We start from the raw sequence: 14,592 nt of genomic DNA, 5'->3' as shown, positions 1-14,592 counted from the left end.
ATCCTCGGCAAGATCAACCGCGAGGACAAGGTGTCGATCCTGGTGGTCGAGCAGAACGCCCAGCTCGCGCTCGATCTCGCCGATCATGCCTATGTGATCGAGACCGGCCGCATCGTGATGTCCGGCAATGCCAAGGACATCGCGAACAACGAAGAAATCCGCAAATCCTACCTGGGTTACTGAGGAGCGGCACGATGGAGCTTTTCACCAACCAGATCCTGGCTGGCATCGCCACCGGCGCCATCTACGCCTGCATGGCGCTCGCCGTGGTCATGATCTACCAGGCGATCGACCATCTCAACTTCGCGCAAGGCGAGATGGCGATGTTCTCGACCTTCATCTCCTGGCAGCTGATGCAATGGGGCGTGCCGTACTGGGGCGCCTTCGTGATCACGCTGGTCTTCTCCTTTGTCGGCGGCATCGCGATCGAGCGGATCCTGTTCAAGCCGCTCGCCAAGGCGCCGGTGCTGACCAACGTCGCCGGCTTCATCGCGCTGTTCGCCATCATCAACTCGTCGGCCGGCCTGATCTGGGACTTCACCATCAAGCAATATCCGACCCCGTTCGGCTCGGCGCCGTTCCTCGGCAGTCAGCTGATCTCGACCCACCAGGCCGGCATGATCGGCGTCACGGTGCTGCTCCTGATCGGGCTCTACTTCTTCTTCCAGTACACGCGGATCGGCCTTGCGATGCGGGCGGCCGCCTCGCTGCCTGAATCGGCCCGCCTCGTCGGCATCAATACGAGCTGGATGATCGCGCTGGGCTGGGGCATGGCCGCGGCGATCGGCTCGATCGCCGGCATGCTGATCGCCCCCGTGGTGTTCCTCGAGCCCAACATGATGGGCGGCGTGCTGATCTACGGCTTCGCCGCCGCGGTGCTCGGCGGCTTGTCGAGCCCGTTCGGCGCCGTGGTCGGCGGCTTCCTCGTCGGCATCTTCGAGAACCTTGCCGGCACCTACATCCCCGGCGTCGGCAACGAGCTCAAGCTTCCGATCGCGCTCGCGCTGATCATCTCCGTCCTGGTCGTCAAACCCGCCGGCCTGTTCGGCCGGCACATCGTCAAGCGAGTTTGATCATGAGCGCCGCAGAAGAAGTCGTCGCAGAAGGCCACGAGGCGGTCGAGGCCGTTCCGAAGCGCGCCATGACACTCGGCACCGGCACCTCTGTCGTGGTGCTGCTGCTGCTGCTGGCGGTGCCGCTGTTCGCCAAGAACTTCATCATCTTCCAGCTGACCCAGTTGCTGTATCTGGGGCTCGCGGTGCTGGCGTTGAACATCCTCACCGGCGGCTCGGGCCAGTTCTCGCTCGGCCAGAGTGCGTTCTATGCCATCGGTGCCTACGTCACCGCCGTGCTGATGGAGCAGTTCAACGTCAACTACGCGCTGTGTCTGCCGATCGCGGGCGTCGTCTGCTTCGGGGCGGGCTTCCTGTTCGGCCAGCCGGCGCTGCGGCTGTCCGGCGTTTACCTCGCGCTTGCGACCTTCGCGCTCGCCACCGCCATGCCGCAGCTTCTGAAGCTGAACTTCCTCGAGCATTGGACCGGCGGTGTGCAGGGCCTCGTCGTCACCAAGCCCGATGCGCCGTTCGGCCTGCCGATGTCGCAGGACATGTGGCTCTACTACTTCACGCTGGTCGTCACGCTGGCGATCTACCTGTTCTCGGTGAACCTGTTGCGCTCCCGCTCGGGCCGCGCCTTCATGGCGATCCGCGACAACGAGATCGCCGCCTCCGCGATGGGCGTCAACGTCGCGCTCTACAAGACCCTCGCCTTCGGCGTCTCCGCCGGCATCACCGGCGTCGCCGGCGGCCTCAGCGCGATCGCGGTGCAGTTCGTGGCACCGGACAGCTTCACCATCACGCTCGCCATCCAGCTGTTCCTCGGCATGGTCGTCGGCGGCGTCGGCTGGCTGCCCGGCTCGATCGTCGGTGCCGCCTTCATCATCTTCGTGCCGAACCTCGCCGAGGGCATCTCCAAGGGCCTCTCCGGCGCCGTGTTCGGCGTGCTCCTGTTCCTCGTCATCTACCTCGTGCCGCACGGCGCAAGGCAGGTCGCGATCATAGGCCAGCAGCTCGCCGGCAAGCTCAGAAAGAACTGAAGATACTCAATGAAGGAGACCAAATTGCTTCCTGGACGAACACTACGAACCGCCGCGCTGGTCACGGCAACGGCGGTCATGACTCTCACCTCCGGCGCAGCACTCGCCCAAAAGAAATACGACACCGGCGCGACCGACACTGAGATCAAGATCGGCAACATCATGCCGTACAGCGGTCCGGCGTCGGCCTATGGCATCATCGGCAAGACCGAAGAAGCCTATTTCAAGATGATCAACGACAAGGGCGGCATCAACGGCCGCAAGATCAATTTCATCACCTATGACGACGCCTATTCGCCGCCGAAGGCCGTCGAGCAGGTGCGCAAGCTCGTCGAGAGCGACGAGGTGCTGGCCGTCTACAATCCGCTCGGCACGCCGTCGAACACCGCGATCCAGAAATACCTGAACGCCAAGAAGATCCCGCAGCTCTTCGTCGCGACCGGCGCCACCAAGTGGAACGATCCGAAGAACTTCCCCTGGACCATGGGCTGGCAGCCCTCGTACCAGAGCGAGGCGCAGATCTACGCGAAATGGCTGATGAAGGAGAAGCCTGACGCCAAGATCGCGATCCTCTATCAGAACGACGATTTCGGCAAAGACTACCTCAAGGGCACCAAGGACGGACTCGGTGCCAAGGCGTCGTCCATGATCATGATGGAAGAGAGCTATGAGGTCTCCGAGCCGTCGGTCGACGGTCACATCGTCAAGATCAAGGCCGCCAATCCCGACGTGCTGCTGATCTATGCGACGCCGAAGTTCGCTGCCCAGACCATCAAGAAGACCGCCGAGCTTGGCTGGAAGCCGCTCCAGATCCTCACCAACGTGTCGATCTCGGTCGGCAGCGTCATGAAGCCGGCCGGCTTCGAGAACGGGCAGGGCGTGCTGTCGGCGGCCTATGCCAAGGATTCCACCGACCCGCAGTGGAACAACGACCCCGGCATGAAGAAGTGGAACGAGTTCGTCGACAAGTACATGCCGGGCGCCGACAAGACCGACACCGGCATGGTCTACGGCTATGGCGCGGCGCAGACGCTGGCCAAGGTCCTGGAAATGTGCGGCGACGATCTGACCCGCGCAAACCTCATGAAGCAGGCAGCTTCCTTGAAGGATTTCGCGCCGGACACCCTCCTGCCCGGCGTCAAGATCAACACCAGCGCGACCGATTTCGCGCCGATTTCCCAGCTCCAGATGCAGCGCTTCAAGGGCGAGAAGTGGGAACTCTTCGGCGAGATCATCAGCGGCGACGTCGCATCCGAATAAGGCGCTGACGCAACGTTCGGCCTTCACGAGCCCCCCGCGAGCGATCGCGGGGGCTTTTTGTTGACGTCAGGCCCCAATCTTGTTCAATGCGACGCCGATCCAACCGGGGTGGGAGAACAATGACCGCCGTACGTTTTCAGGTTGCGGCCGTTTCGGCCGTGGTCGCGTTGTGCACTGCGATGAGCAGCCCGGCTCTGGCGCAAAAGAAATACGATAGCGGCGCTTCCGATACCGAGATCAAGATCGGCAACATCATGCCCTATAGCGGCCCGGCCTCGGCCTATGCCGTGATCGGCAGGACCGAGCAGGCCTATTTCGACAAGATCAACGCCGAGGGCGGGATCAACGGCCGCAAGATCAAGTTCATCTCCTACGACGATGCCTACTCGCCGCCGAAGACGGTGGAGCAGGCGCGCAAGCTGGTCGAGAGCGACGGTGTGCTGCTGATCTTCGGCTCGCTCGGCACCTCCACCAACGGCGCCATCCGCAAATACATGAACGAGAAGCAGGTGCCGCAATTGTTCGTGGCGAGCGGCGCCTCCAAATGGAACGATCCCAAGCAATATCCCTGGACCATGGGATGGCAGCCGAGCTACGCGAGCGAAGCGCGCATCTACGCCAAGTACATCATGAAGGAGAAGCCGGACGCGAAGATCGGCGTGCTCTACCAGAACGATGATTTCGGCAAGGACTATCTGAAGGGGCTGCACGACGGCCTCGGCGCCAAGGCATCGATGATCGTGCTGGAGGAGGCCTACGACACGTCGGAGCCGGCGGTCGACGAGCACGTCGTCAAGCTGAAGGCTGCGGGCGCCGACGTCCTCATCAGCATCACCACGCCGAAATTCGCGGCGCAGGCGATCAAGAAGGCGGCCGAGACCAACTGGCATCCGATGCACATCATTTCCAACGTCTCGGCGTCGGTTGGCGGCGTGCTCGAGCCGGCGGGTCTCGAGATATCGCAGGGCATTCTGTCGGCAACCTACGCCAAGGACGGCTCCGACCCGCAGTGGAACGGCGATGAGGGCATGAAGAGGTTCTACCTCTTCCTCGCAAAGTTTGCCCCGAAGGCGAACAAGCTCGATGCGGGCGTCGTGTTCGGCTATGGCGCGGCACAGACCATGGTGAAAGTGCTGCAGATGTGCGGCGACGACCTGACGCGCGAGAACATCATGAAGCAGGCGGCGAGCCTGAAGGATTTCGAGCCCGACACGCTCCTGCCCGGCATCAAGATCAACACTGCGCCGGACAATTTTGCCCCGATCGAGCAGCTCCAGATGATGCGGTTCAAGGGCAAGTCGTGGGAGCTGTTCGGCGACGTCATCTCCAGCGAATTGAGCCACTAGGGCGCGCAACTCAAAATCGATCTCGCGGTATCTGGCAACTCAGGACAGCCGCTTTGACCGCGGCGTCTTCTCGCAGTTGCAACCGGGCTTCCGCGGCGGGTTGACCATCGCCGGTGACTACTAAAGGAGCAGCCCCTGCGGCGTCGTCGCAGGGGCTTTTTCTTGAAGGCGTCAACCAAATCGTATTGAATTGCGGCAGCGTTGCCAAAAAGGCTCGAGACAAGAAAAGGAACGCACACACACCAAGAAAATAGGGAGATAGGAATGCCCGCTGTCACCGGCAAACTTGCGGCCGCGTCACTGGCGCTTGCGCTCATTGCGGCCTCGGCCTCCACCGCATCGGCGCAGAAGAAATACGATACCGGCGCGACCGATACCGAGATCAAGATCGGCAACATCATGCCCTACAGCGGACCGGCTTCCGCGTACGGCATCATCGGCCGCACCGAGGCCGCCTATTTCAAGAAGATCAACGACGAAGGCGGCATCAACGGCCGCAAGATCAACTACATCAGCTACGACGATGCCTATTCGCCGCCGAAGACGGTGGAGCAGGCGCGCAAGCTGGTCGAGAGCGACGAAGTGCTGTTCATCTTCAACTCGCTCGGCACGCCGCCGAACTCGGCGATCCACAAATACATGAACTCGAAGAAGGTGCCGCAGCTGTTCGTTGCGACGGGCGCCACCAAGTGGAACGATCCGCAGAACTTCCCCTGGACCATGGGCTGGCAGCCCAACTATCAGAGCGAGACCCAGATCTATGCGAAGTGGCTGCTCAAGAACAAGCCGGATGCCAAGATCGCCGTGCTCTACCAGAACGACGATTACGGCAAGGACTATCTGAAGGGTCTGAAGGACGGCCTCGGCTCCAAGGCCTCGTCGATGATCGTCGCGGAGGAGAGCTATGAGACCTCCGAGCCGACCATCGACAACCATATCGTCAAGCTGAAGTCGACCGGCGCCGACGTCTTCATGAACATCACGACGCCGAAGTTCGCGGCGCAGGCGATCAAGAAGAACGCCGAGATCGGCTGGAAGCCGCTACACTTCCTCAACAACGTCTCGGCCTCGGTCGGCAGCGTGATGAAGCCCGCCGGCTTCGAGAACGGCCAGGACATCATCTCCGCCGACTATCTGAAGGACGTCTCGGATCCGGAATGGGCCAACGATCCCGGCATGAAGGATTTTCTGGCCTTCATGACCAAATATTTCCCCGAGGGCGACAAGCTCGATAAGGGCACGATCGTCGGCTACGCCGTGGCGCAGACGCTGGTGCAGGTCTTGAAGCAGTGCGGCGACAATCTCACGCGCGAGAACGTCATGAAGCAGGCCGCCAGCCTGAAGGACTTCCGCACCGAAGCGCTGCTACCCGGCGTTCAGATCAACACGTCTGCGACCGACTTCGCGCCGATCAGCCAGCTCCGGCTCGAGAAGTTCAAGGGTGAGCGGTGGGAGCTGTTCGGCGACGTGATCAGCGCCGACGTCGGCGGCTGACCCTCCGAACGGCGCGACGGCAGAAGCCCCCTGCGGGACTATCGCAGGGGGCTTTCGATTTCTGCGCGGATTATCATCACGCGATTGCACAATCGAATGATTGCAAAGCCTGCTTACCCTTTCCCGCCCGATGCGCTAGGCAGGTACTATGGCGAGCGGCACGCGCGCTCGCCGGTCACTCCACTTCGCGAAGGCCTCGCCAATGACCGACCGACGTCCTCTTCTCCGCGCGCTCTACGATGCTGCTGTTGCCGCGGCCCATCCCGACGTGGTGCTGGCGCCGCATCTGCGGCCCGTCCCCAAGGGACGTGTGATCTGCCTTGCCGCCGGCAAGGGCGCAGGCGCGATGGCCGCGGCCGCGGAGCGGCATTATCTCGACGAGCTCAATCTTGCACCGGAGCGGCTGGNCCCGCCACGGCTATGGCGTGCCGACGCGTCGCATTCGTGTGGTCGAGGCAGGCCATCCCGTGCCCGACGAGGCCGGCCTGAAGGGCGCCGCCGATACGCTCGCACTCGCGGCGCAAGCCGGGCCCGACGATCTCCTGCTGGTGCTGCTCACTGGCGGCGGCTCGGCGAACTGGATCGCGCCGGTGGAGGGGATCAGCTTCGCGCAGAAGCAGGCGGTCAACAAGGCGCTGCTGCGCTCGGGCGCGCCGATCGGCGAGATGAACACGGTGCGCAAGCATCTCTCTCGCATCAAGGGCGGCCGGCTTGCGCGCGCCGGCAGGAATGCCGCCGAGATCGTCACGCTCGCGATTTCCGACGTGCCGCATGACGATCCCTCCGCGATCGCATCCGGTCCCACGGTGCCGGACCCGACCACGCTCGCGGATGCGCGCGCCATCGTGGCGAAGTATGGACTTGTGATCGACGACGCCGTGCGCCGCGCGCTCGACGATGCCGGCAATGAAAGCTGCAAGCCGGGCGATGCCGCCTTCGCGCGCGCGCATTTCGAGCTGATCGCGCGTCCGAAGCAATCGCTCGACGCCGCGGTGAAGCTCGCGAAAGAGGCGGGCTATGAGACGATCGATCTCGGCGCCGATCTCGAGGGCGAGGCGCGCGAGGTCGCGGCCGATCACGCCAAGCTCGCGCTGCAGGCCTGCGCGGCCGGCAAGCGCGTCGCGATCCTCTCCGGCGGCGAGCTCACGGTGACTGTGCGCGGCAACGGGCGCGGCGGGCCGAACCAGGAATACGCGCTGGCGCTTGCCGATCTCCTGAAGGACACGACCGGCATCGCGGCGCTGGCCGGCGACACCGACGGCGCCGATGGCGGCGCCGGTAACCCCACTGATCCGGCCGGCGCTCTGATCGATGCGGCGACGTTCGCGAAAATGAAAGCGCTGGGCCTTGAACCGCAGGCCTATCTCGCCAACAACGATGCCTCAGCATTCTTTGAGGCGACCGGCGACCTCTTGCTGCCGGGCCCCACGCTGACCAACGTCAACGACATCCGCGTGATTTTGGTGGATTGAGGTTCCGGCCTCTCCACCGTCATGGCCGGGCCAGTCTAACCCCGATGGAGCTGTCATTCCCCGCTTCAAAACTCGTTGGCGATCTTCGACAGCATCGCGATCAGGGCCTCGCGATTGGCGGTCCCGAGCAGGTCGTTCAGCCGGGCCTCATGCTTGCTCGCGACCAGCTTCTTGGCGCGGGCCAGCACCGCCTTGCCCTTGTCGGTCAGCACTAGGATGTGCGAGCGGCGGTCGTTGGTCGAGCGAATCCGCGCGCAGAGGTCGCGGCTCTCGAGATTGTCGAGCATGGCCACGAAGTTCGGGCGGAGAATGCCGAGGGTGGAGGCGATCTCGGTCTGATTGCGCCCCGGATTCTTCTCGACCAGCAGCAGCACCGAGAACTGGGCCGGGGTGAGCTGCAGCGAGGCGACGCAGCGCAGGAAGTTCTCGAACACCTTGAGCTGGGCGCGCTTCAACACGTAGCCGAGCTGCTCGGAGAGCTCGCCGAGCTGAAGGGCCTCGGCGAGGGCCTCGGGCGGGTCCTTGCGGCCCTTGGTCGCCTCCGCAGCCTTTTCAGCTGATTTTTCCGCGGTTTTTGAAACGGTCATCGCCTCGTGCTCGCAATCCCGCTAAAATTCGGGGTGGGTCGTGTGTCGCCCTTGAGATTATATTTGATAATTGTTATGGACCATATCAAATATCGTCAGCGTTTTTCAATGGCTGTGAGCGGACCGTCCACCGGAATCGGGGGGCCGGGTCCGGATCTTTAGGGGGAGCGTCCGGTCTTGAACACCACCATAATGCTGTTCCTGGTGCAGGACGGCATCACCAATGGCGCGATCTATGCGCTGCTCGGATTGGCGCTGGTGCTGGTGTTCGCCGTCACCCGCGTCATTCTGATCCCGCAGGGCGAGTTCGTCACGTATGGCGCGCTGACCTATGCCGCGCTCGCCTCGGGCCAGATGCCGGGCACGGCCAGGCTCGCGCTCGCCATGGGGTTCGTCGCCTTCGTCCTCGACCTCGTCGCCGCGCGCAAGTCGCTGCATGGGCGGCTGATCGCACGGACCTTCCTCACCAACATCGTGCTGCCGGGCATCGTGCTTGCGGTCACGCTCTACTTCGCCGGCCAGAAGCCGCCGGTCGCGGTCGCAATGGCGCTCTCGCTGGTGATCGTCGCGCTGATCGGCCTGTCGCTCTATCGCATCGTGTTCCAGCCGCTCGCCCATACCTCCGTGCTGGTGCTGCTGATCGCCTCCGTCGGCGTCCACCTCGCACTCCAGGGCCTGGGCCTTCTGTTCTTCGGCGCCGAAGGCCAGCGCGGACCTGCCGTGCTGTCCGCCGCGTTCACCGCGGGCTCGCTGCGCTTCACCGGCCAGAGCATCACGGTCTACGGCATCACCATCGCCTTCATCGTCGGCCTGTGGCTGTTCTTCGGCCTGACGCTCTACGGCAAGGCGCTGCGCGCCACCGCCGTCAACCGGCTCGGTGCGCGGCTCGTCGGCATCCGCACCACGCTGTCGGGACAGATCGCCTTCCTGCTGGCCTCCGTCATCGGCGCGCTCTCCGGCATACTCATCGTCCCGATCACGACGCTCTATTACGACAGCGGCTTCCTGATCGGCCTCAAAGGCTTCGTCGCCGCGATCATCGGCGGCCTCGTCAGCTATCCGCTCACGGCTGGCGCGGCCCTCGTGGTCGGCATCGTCGAGGCGTTCTCGTCCTTCTATGCGAGCAATTACAAGGAGGTCATCGTCTTCATGCTCTTGATCCCGGTGCTGCTGCTGCGTTCGCTCGCAGCTCCCGCGGTCGAGGAAGAGAAGGACTGACGCGCGATGCAGACCCGGCTTCCTATCCTTTTCTTCGCGCTTCTCATGGCGGCGATCCCGTTCATTCCCGGCGTGCCGCCGTTCTGGATCGTGCTGCTCGACAATATCGGCCTCGCAGCGCTGGTCGCGATGGGCCTCGTGCTGCTCACCGGCGTCGGCGGCCTCACCTCGTTCGGGCAGGCGGCTTTCGTTGGCTTCGGCGCCTACACCACGGCGGTGCTGTCGACGGCCTACGGCCTGTCGCCGTGGCTGACCCTGCCATTGTCGCTGCTGGTCAGCGGCTTGCTCGCGGTGCTGCTCGGCGTGATCACGGTCCGCCTCTCCGGCCACTACCTGCCGCTCGGCACGCTCGCCTGGGGGCTCGGGCTGTTCTACCTCTTCAGCAAGCTGGAATTCCTGGGGCGCAACGACGGCATATCGGCGATCCCGCCGCTGTCGATCGGCTCGTTCAAGATGCTCGATCCCGGCTCGATCTATTATGCGGTCTGGGTCGGGGTCATCCTCTCCGCGCTGCTCACCATGAACCTCCTGGACTCCCGCACCGGCCGCGCCATCCGCGCGCTTCGGCGCGGACATGTCGCCGCGGAGGCCTTCGGCGTGCACACGCCGCGCGCAAAGCTCCTGGTCTTCATCCACGCGGCGGTGCTCGCCGGTCTCTCGGGCTGGCTCTATGCGCATCTGCAGCGCGCGGTGAACCCGACGCCGTTCGGCGCGCAGGCCGGCATCGAATATCTTTTCATCGCCGTGGTCGGCGGCGCCGGCTATGTCTGGGGTGGCGTGCTCGGTGCTGCGATCGTCGTGATCCTCAAAGAGGTGCTGCAAAGCTATCTGCCGCTGATCGTGCCGGGCTCGGGCCAGGTCGAGACCATCGTGTTCGGCATCATGCTGGTCGTGCTGCTCCAGCTCGCCCCCGGCGGCGTCTGGCCCTGGCTGATGTCGTTCCTGCCACAGAAGGCCAATGGCAGAAAGCCGGACACGTCGCTGACGTTGCCGGCACGCGTGCGCGCCTCCGGCGAGGCCGGCGTGCTGCTCCAGGTCGAGAAAGCGCGAAAACAGTTTGGCGGCGTGATCGCCGTCAACAACGTCTCCTTCGACGTCCAGGCCCGCGAGATCGTCGCCCTGATCGGGCCGAACGGCGCGGGGAAGAGCACGACGTTCAACCTCATCACCGGCGTGCTGTCGGCGACCTCGGGCTCGATCTCCGTGCTCGGCAGGAAGGTCGACAAGGCGCCGCCGCAGGAGATCGTCAAGCTCGGCATCTCCCGCACCTTCCAGCACGTCAAGCTGGTGCCCGACATGACGGTGCTCGAGAACGTCGCGATCGGCGCGCATCTGCGCGGCCATTCCGGCCCCGTTTCCTCGATGCTGCGGCTCGACCGCACTGACGAGGCGAAGCTGCTGGCCGAAGCCGCGCGCCAGATCGAGCGGGTCGGGCTCGCCGACCAGATGCATCAGCTCGCAGGCTCGCTGTCGCTGGGACAACAGCGCATCGTCGAGATCGCGCGCGCCTTGTGCGTCGATCCGATGCTGCTCCTGCTCGACGAGCCGGCCGCGGGCCTCCGCCACATGGAGAAGCAGCGACTTGCCGCGCTCCTGCGCGAATTGCGCGACGGCGGCATGAGCGTGCTGCTGGTCGAGCACGACATGGGCTTTGTCATGAATCTCGCCGACCGCATCGTGGTGCTCGACTTCGGCACCAAGATCGCGGAGGGCACGCCCGCCACGATCAAGACCAATCCCGAAGTGATCAAGGCCTATCTCGGAGTGGCGGCATGAGCGCGCTGTTGTCCGTCACCGACGCGCATGTCGCCTACGGCAAGGTCGAGGCCGTGCGCTCGGTCTCGCTCGAGGTCGGCGCGAACGAGATCGTCACCATCGTCGGCGCCAACGGCGCCGGCAAGACCACGCTGCTCTCCGCCATCATGGGTGTCCTGCCGCTGAAGGGACGTGTTGCCTTTGCCGGCCAGGATCTGGCGCGGCTCGACATCGAGGACCGCGTCGCGATCGGCCTTGGCCTCGTGCCGGAGCACCGCGAACTGTTCGTGACCATGAATGTCGAGGACAACCTCGAATTAGGTGCCTTCCGCATCGAGAAGAGCCGGGCGAAGGCTTCGATCGAGCGAGTCTATACGCTGTTTCCGCGGCTGAAGGAGCGGCGGAAGCAGCTCGCCGGCACCTTGTCCGGCGGCGAGCAGCAGATGCTCGCCATGGGCCGCGCGCTGATGGGTGAGCCGAAACTCCTGATGCTGGACGAGCCGAGCCTTGGCCTTGCCCCGATCATCGTCGCCGACATCTTCCGCATCGTCACCGAGCTGCGCGCCAGCGGCGTGTCGGTGCTGCTGGTCGAGCAGAATGCGCAGGCCGCGCTCAAGATCGCGGACCATGCCTATGTGATGGAGCTCGGCGAGTTCGTGCTCAGCGGCAAAGCCACCGACATCGCCGCCAACGAACGCGTCGCGGCCAGCTATCTCGGCTTCCAGCACGAAGGCACGAGCGTGTTGTGACTGCCACCCTTCCCTGGAGGGGGAGGGTCGATCGCGCGAAGCGCGAGCGGGGTGGGGTGATCTCTCCGCTCGGGCAGAGTTCGATGCGGAGGCACCGTCACCCCACCCCGCTACGCATTCCGCTTCGCTCCATGCGTAGCGACCCACGAGCAAGCTACGCTCGTCTCGGACCCCTCCAGGGAGGGTAACGGAGCGGTTCGTCAAGAGACTCCAGTCGCCGCCGCCGTCCCCTTCAGCGCCGCCACCTCCGCTTCCAGCTCCGCGATCCGCTGATCCCTCGCCGCCAGCGCCGCCGCCACATCCGCTGCATCGAACTTCTGCGGAATATGCTGCGGGCAGTTCGTGTCCCACGCTGCGATCTTGAACACGATCGCCTGTTCGGGCCGTGCGCGGTAACCCTTCGGCATCAGCGATTGCGTCAGCGCGTCGTCGTCCTCGACCACGCGGGCCTCGCCCCAGATCTTCATCCGGCGGCGGTGGGCGTAGTCCATCACGAAGATGTAGGCCTTGGGATTCTCCGACAGGTTGCCTTGAGTGAGGAACTGCTGGTTGCCGGCGTAGTCGGCGAAGGCGAGCGTCTGCTTGTCCAGCACCTTGAGAAAGCCCTTCGGCCCGCCGCGGTGCTGGATGTACGGCTGGCCATCCGCCGAGGCGGTGGCGAGATAGAAGCTGTTGGCATCGGCCAGGAAGGCCGCGAGGTTCTCGTCGACCTCGGTGCGCCAGCCGCGCTGCTCGGCGCGGGCATAGGCCTCGCGCGAACCCTTTCGGGTCTGGATCGTTTTCACCGCCGGCGTGAAGGCCACGTCGCTGGCATAGGTGCGGGCTGCTGCAGTCATCGGAACATCTCCTGAAATTCCGACGCATTTCGCGTCTTCCGGGGACTAAAGTGGACCTTCTGTCGGCTAAAACAATGAGCCCGCTTGACACTTCATCGTTGCGATATATGCAATAATAGGATGGACCGTCTCGACGCTATGCAGGTCTTCGTCACCGTCGCAGATCTCAGCGGCTTCGCGCCCGCTGCGCGCAAGCTGCGGCTGTCGCCCTCGGCGGTGACCCGGCAGATCGCAGCGCTGGAGGAGCATCTCGGCGCGCGGCTGTTGCAGAGGACCACGCGGCAGGTGACGCTGACCGACGTCGGCACTCGCTACCTGGAGCGTGCGCGGCGCATCCTCGCCGATGTCGAGGAGGCCGACGGCTCCGCGCGGGAAGAGCGCAACCGGCCGAGCGGACGGCTCGTGGTGTCGGCGCCGGTCGGTTTTGGCCGGCTGCATGTCGGGCCGGTGATGGCGGACTATCTCAAGCGCTATCCCGACGTCGCCTGCGAGCTGCGGCTGTCGGACAATCTGGTCAACCTCGTGGAAGACGCCGTCGACGCCGCGGTGCGGATCGGCCATCTCGCCGATTCCTCGCTGGTGGCGCGCCAGGTCGGCGAGATGCGGCGGATCGTGGTCGCAGCGCCTGCGTATTTCAAGCGCCATGGCGAGCCGAAGACGCCGGAGGCGCTCGCCTCGCACCAGACCATCCAGTTCGGTCCCGCGTCCGAATGGCGCTTCCTGCGCGACGGCCGCGACATCGAGGTTGCACCTCACCCGCGCTTCATCAGCAATAGCGCCGACGCCGCCCTGCAATATGCCGAGGCAGGCGGCGGCGTGACGCGCGTGCTGGCCTACCAGGCCGCCGAAGGCCTGAAGCGCGGGCGGCTGAAAATCGTGCTGGCGAAGTACGAGCAGCCGGCCCTGCCGATCCACATCATCTATCCGACCTCGCGGCTGCTCTCGGCCAAGGTGCGCGCGTTCATCGATCTCGTCGTGGAGACGACGGCGTGGAGGTTTGGGTAGCCTGACCCTCTCCGTCATGGCCGGGCTTGTCCCGGCCATCCACGCGTTTCGTGGCATGCGGTGCCAAAGACGTGGATGCCCGGGTCAAGCCCGGGCATGACGACGGAGAGAGCCGGCCTACCCCTTCTTCGGCACCACGCGGAACGTGCCGCTGGCGCGCGCGATCACGGTGTCGTCGGCCTTGATCAGGCTTTGCGCGAAGCAGATCGTGCTGCCGGTCTTGATCACGTCGCTCTCGATCGAAAGCCATTGTCCGATCTCGGCCGTGCCGACGAAATCGACCGACAGCGAGATCGTGACGAACGTGGTGGTCCAGTTCGTCGCCTGCGCGCAGCTATAGCCCATGGCGTTGTCGGCCAGCGCCGCGATCAGCCCGCCATGGATCAGGCCGCGCCCATTGGTGTGCGGCTTTGCCAGCCGGAGGCCGATGATCACGGCCTTGTCGGTCTTCTTGGCGTAGAGCGGCTCCCAGGGCTCGGTGAGCGGGCTCTTGCGGAAATGCGGTTCAAAACCTTCGGGGATGTCGGTGGTCATGTTCGGCTCGCGTGCTGGAGGCGTCAGGCTCCATTGAACGCGATCCGCGTGACGGTTGCATCACCTACAAAGTTTGAAACGAAATTTGCGCGGGCGTTTGAAATGCGATGACCGCCGCGTTGCCAAGGCGGTCATCACTCCGAAGCGAGGGCAGGGCAATCGCAACTGCGATGCAGGAGGTCGTCATGCCCGGGCTTGTCCCGGGCATCCACGTTCTTTGTGCCGCATGGCAAGGCGTGGA

The 14,592-nt window shown here is 64.4% G+C and carries 13 protein-coding genes and 2 pseudogenes; 12 read left to right on the top strand and 3 right to left on the bottom strand.

Annotation, left to right across the window (positions count from 1 at the left end):
- The 8 genes and pseudogenes from AXW67_RS35775 to AXW67_RS35745 form a co-directional block, all read left to right on the top strand.
- A pseudogene (locus AXW67_RS35775) lies at positions 1 to 183 on the top strand (ABC transporter ATP-binding protein); the annotation flags it as partial.
- A gap of 11 nt (positions 184 to 194) precedes the next feature.
- Positions 195 to 1,073, top strand: a complete 879-nt coding sequence (locus tag AXW67_RS35770; RefSeq protein WP_063681695.1) for a branched-chain amino acid ABC transporter permease — start codon at positions 195 to 197, stop codon at positions 1,071 to 1,073.
- 2 nt (positions 1,074 to 1,075) lie between these two features.
- Entirely contained in the window at positions 1,076 to 2,095 is a 1,020-nt protein-coding gene (locus tag AXW67_RS35765) for a branched-chain amino acid ABC transporter permease (RefSeq protein ID WP_063681694.1), read from the top strand.
- A 9-nt stretch (positions 2,096 to 2,104) separates the two neighbouring features.
- A complete protein-coding gene (locus AXW67_RS35760; RefSeq protein WP_063681693.1) occupies positions 2,105 to 3,355 on the top strand; it encodes an ABC transporter substrate-binding protein in 1,251 nt (416 codons plus the stop codon).
- 119 nt (positions 3,356 to 3,474) lie between these two features.
- Positions 3,475 to 4,701, top strand: a complete 1,227-nt coding sequence (locus AXW67_RS35755) for an ABC transporter substrate-binding protein (protein ID WP_063681692.1) — start codon at positions 3,475 to 3,477, stop codon at positions 4,699 to 4,701.
- A gap of 264 nt (positions 4,702 to 4,965) precedes the next feature.
- Positions 4,966 to 6,195 (top strand): ABC transporter substrate-binding protein, encoded by a 1,230-nt coding sequence (locus AXW67_RS35750; protein WP_027555821.1) that lies wholly within the window; start codon positions 4,966 to 4,968, stop codon positions 6,193 to 6,195.
- 148 nt (positions 6,196 to 6,343) lie between these two features.
- Positions 6,344 to 6,602, top strand: a pseudogene (locus tag AXW67_RS44545) (DUF4147 domain-containing protein); the annotation flags it as partial.
- A 1-nt stretch (position 6,603) separates the two neighbouring features.
- The coding region (locus AXW67_RS35745; protein ID WP_245315823.1) for a glycerate kinase type-2 family protein at positions 6,604 to 7,667 on the top strand (1,064 nt) is incomplete at its 5' end.
- Between the two features lie 65 nt (positions 7,668 to 7,732).
- Here AXW67_RS35745 and AXW67_RS35740 read toward each other — a convergent pair.
- Positions 7,733 to 8,254 carry a MarR family winged helix-turn-helix transcriptional regulator gene (locus tag AXW67_RS35740; RefSeq protein WP_063681691.1) on the bottom strand — a complete coding sequence of 174 codons (522 nt, stop codon included), beginning with the start codon at positions 8,252 to 8,254 and terminating at the stop codon, positions 7,733 to 7,735.
- Positions 8,255 to 8,431: 177 nt separating this feature from the next.
- On the opposite strand from AXW67_RS35740, the gene AXW67_RS35735 reads away from it, so the two are divergent.
- From AXW67_RS35735 to AXW67_RS35725, 3 genes are read left to right on the top strand one after another with little or no spacing between them, the layout of a single operon-like run.
- The gene (locus AXW67_RS35735; protein WP_063681690.1) at positions 8,432 to 9,472 is read left to right on the top strand and encodes a branched-chain amino acid ABC transporter permease; all 1,041 of its coding nucleotides are present in this window, start codon (positions 8,432 to 8,434) and stop codon (positions 9,470 to 9,472) included.
- 6 nt (positions 9,473 to 9,478) lie between these two features.
- A complete protein-coding gene (locus AXW67_RS35730; RefSeq protein WP_063681689.1) occupies positions 9,479 to 11,248 on the top strand; it encodes a branched-chain amino acid ABC transporter ATP-binding protein/permease in 1,770 nt (589 codons plus the stop codon).
- Positions 11,245 to 11,976: an ABC transporter ATP-binding protein gene (locus tag AXW67_RS35725; RefSeq protein ID WP_027555825.1), complete on the top strand. Its 732-nt coding sequence runs from the start codon at positions 11,245 to 11,247 to the stop codon at positions 11,974 to 11,976. Before AXW67_RS35730 ends, AXW67_RS35725 begins: the two co-directional genes overlap by 4 nt.
- 200 nt (positions 11,977 to 12,176) lie before the next feature.
- Here AXW67_RS35725 and AXW67_RS35720 read toward each other — a convergent pair whose 3' ends face one another.
- Positions 12,177 to 12,812: a pyridoxamine 5'-phosphate oxidase family protein gene (locus AXW67_RS35720; protein ID WP_063681688.1), complete on the bottom strand. Its 636-nt coding sequence runs from the start codon at positions 12,810 to 12,812 to the stop codon at positions 12,177 to 12,179.
- A gap of 120 nt (positions 12,813 to 12,932) precedes the next feature.
- Between AXW67_RS35720 and AXW67_RS35715 the strand changes: the two genes are divergently transcribed.
- Positions 12,933 to 13,817 carry a LysR family transcriptional regulator gene (locus AXW67_RS35715; RefSeq protein WP_063681687.1) on the top strand — a complete coding sequence of 295 codons (885 nt, stop codon included), beginning with the start codon at positions 12,933 to 12,935 and terminating at the stop codon, positions 13,815 to 13,817.
- A gap of 117 nt (positions 13,818 to 13,934) precedes the next feature.
- Here the strand turns inward: AXW67_RS35715 and AXW67_RS35710 are convergent, their stop codons facing one another.
- On the bottom strand, positions 13,935 to 14,351 hold the full coding sequence (locus tag AXW67_RS35710) for a PaaI family thioesterase (RefSeq protein ID WP_063681686.1): 417 nt from the start codon (positions 14,349 to 14,351) through the stop codon (positions 13,935 to 13,937).
- Positions 14,352 to 14,592: the final 241 nt, after the last annotated feature.

Source organism: Bradyrhizobium neotropicale, from assembly GCF_001641695.1.
GTDB lineage: Bacteria > Pseudomonadota > Alphaproteobacteria > Rhizobiales > Xanthobacteraceae > Bradyrhizobium > Bradyrhizobium neotropicale.
Note: the sequence above shows the minus strand (reverse complement) of the source record. Positions and strands in the feature narration are given on the sequence as shown.

Excerpts from the sequence above, each read along its gene's own strand:
- AXW67_RS35770 (WP_063681695.1), top strand. The coding sequence starts at position 195 with ATGGAGCTTTTCACCAACCAGATCCTGGCTGGCATCGCCACCGGCGCC.
- AXW67_RS35765 (WP_063681694.1), top strand. The coding sequence starts at position 1,076 with ATGAGCGCCGCAGAAGAAGTCGTCGCAGAAGGCCACGAGGCGGTCGAG.
- AXW67_RS35760 (WP_063681693.1), top strand. The coding sequence starts at position 2,105 with ATGAAGGAGACCAAATTGCTTCCTGGACGAACACTACGAACCGCCGCG.
- AXW67_RS35755 (WP_063681692.1), top strand. The coding sequence starts at position 3,475 with ATGACCGCCGTACGTTTTCAGGTTGCGGCCGTTTCGGCCGTGGTCGCG.
- AXW67_RS35750 (WP_027555821.1), top strand. The coding sequence starts at position 4,966 with ATGCCCGCTGTCACCGGCAAACTTGCGGCCGCGTCACTGGCGCTTGCG.
- AXW67_RS35740 (WP_063681691.1), bottom strand. The coding sequence starts at position 8,254 with ATGACCGTTTCAAAAACCGCGGAAAAATCAGCTGAAAAGGCTGCGGAG.
- AXW67_RS35730 (WP_063681689.1), top strand. The coding sequence starts at position 9,479 with ATGCAGACCCGGCTTCCTATCCTTTTCTTCGCGCTTCTCATGGCGGCG.
- AXW67_RS35725 (WP_027555825.1), top strand. The coding sequence starts at position 11,245 with ATGAGCGCGCTGTTGTCCGTCACCGACGCGCATGTCGCCTACGGCAAG.
- AXW67_RS35720 (WP_063681688.1), bottom strand. The coding sequence starts at position 12,812 with ATGACTGCAGCAGCCCGCACCTATGCCAGCGACGTGGCCTTCACGCCG.
- AXW67_RS35715 (WP_063681687.1), top strand. The coding sequence starts at position 12,933 with ATGGACCGTCTCGACGCTATGCAGGTCTTCGTCACCGTCGCAGATCTC.
- AXW67_RS35710 (WP_063681686.1), bottom strand. The coding sequence starts at position 14,351 with ATGACCACCGACATCCCCGAAGGTTTTGAACCGCATTTCCGCAAGAGC.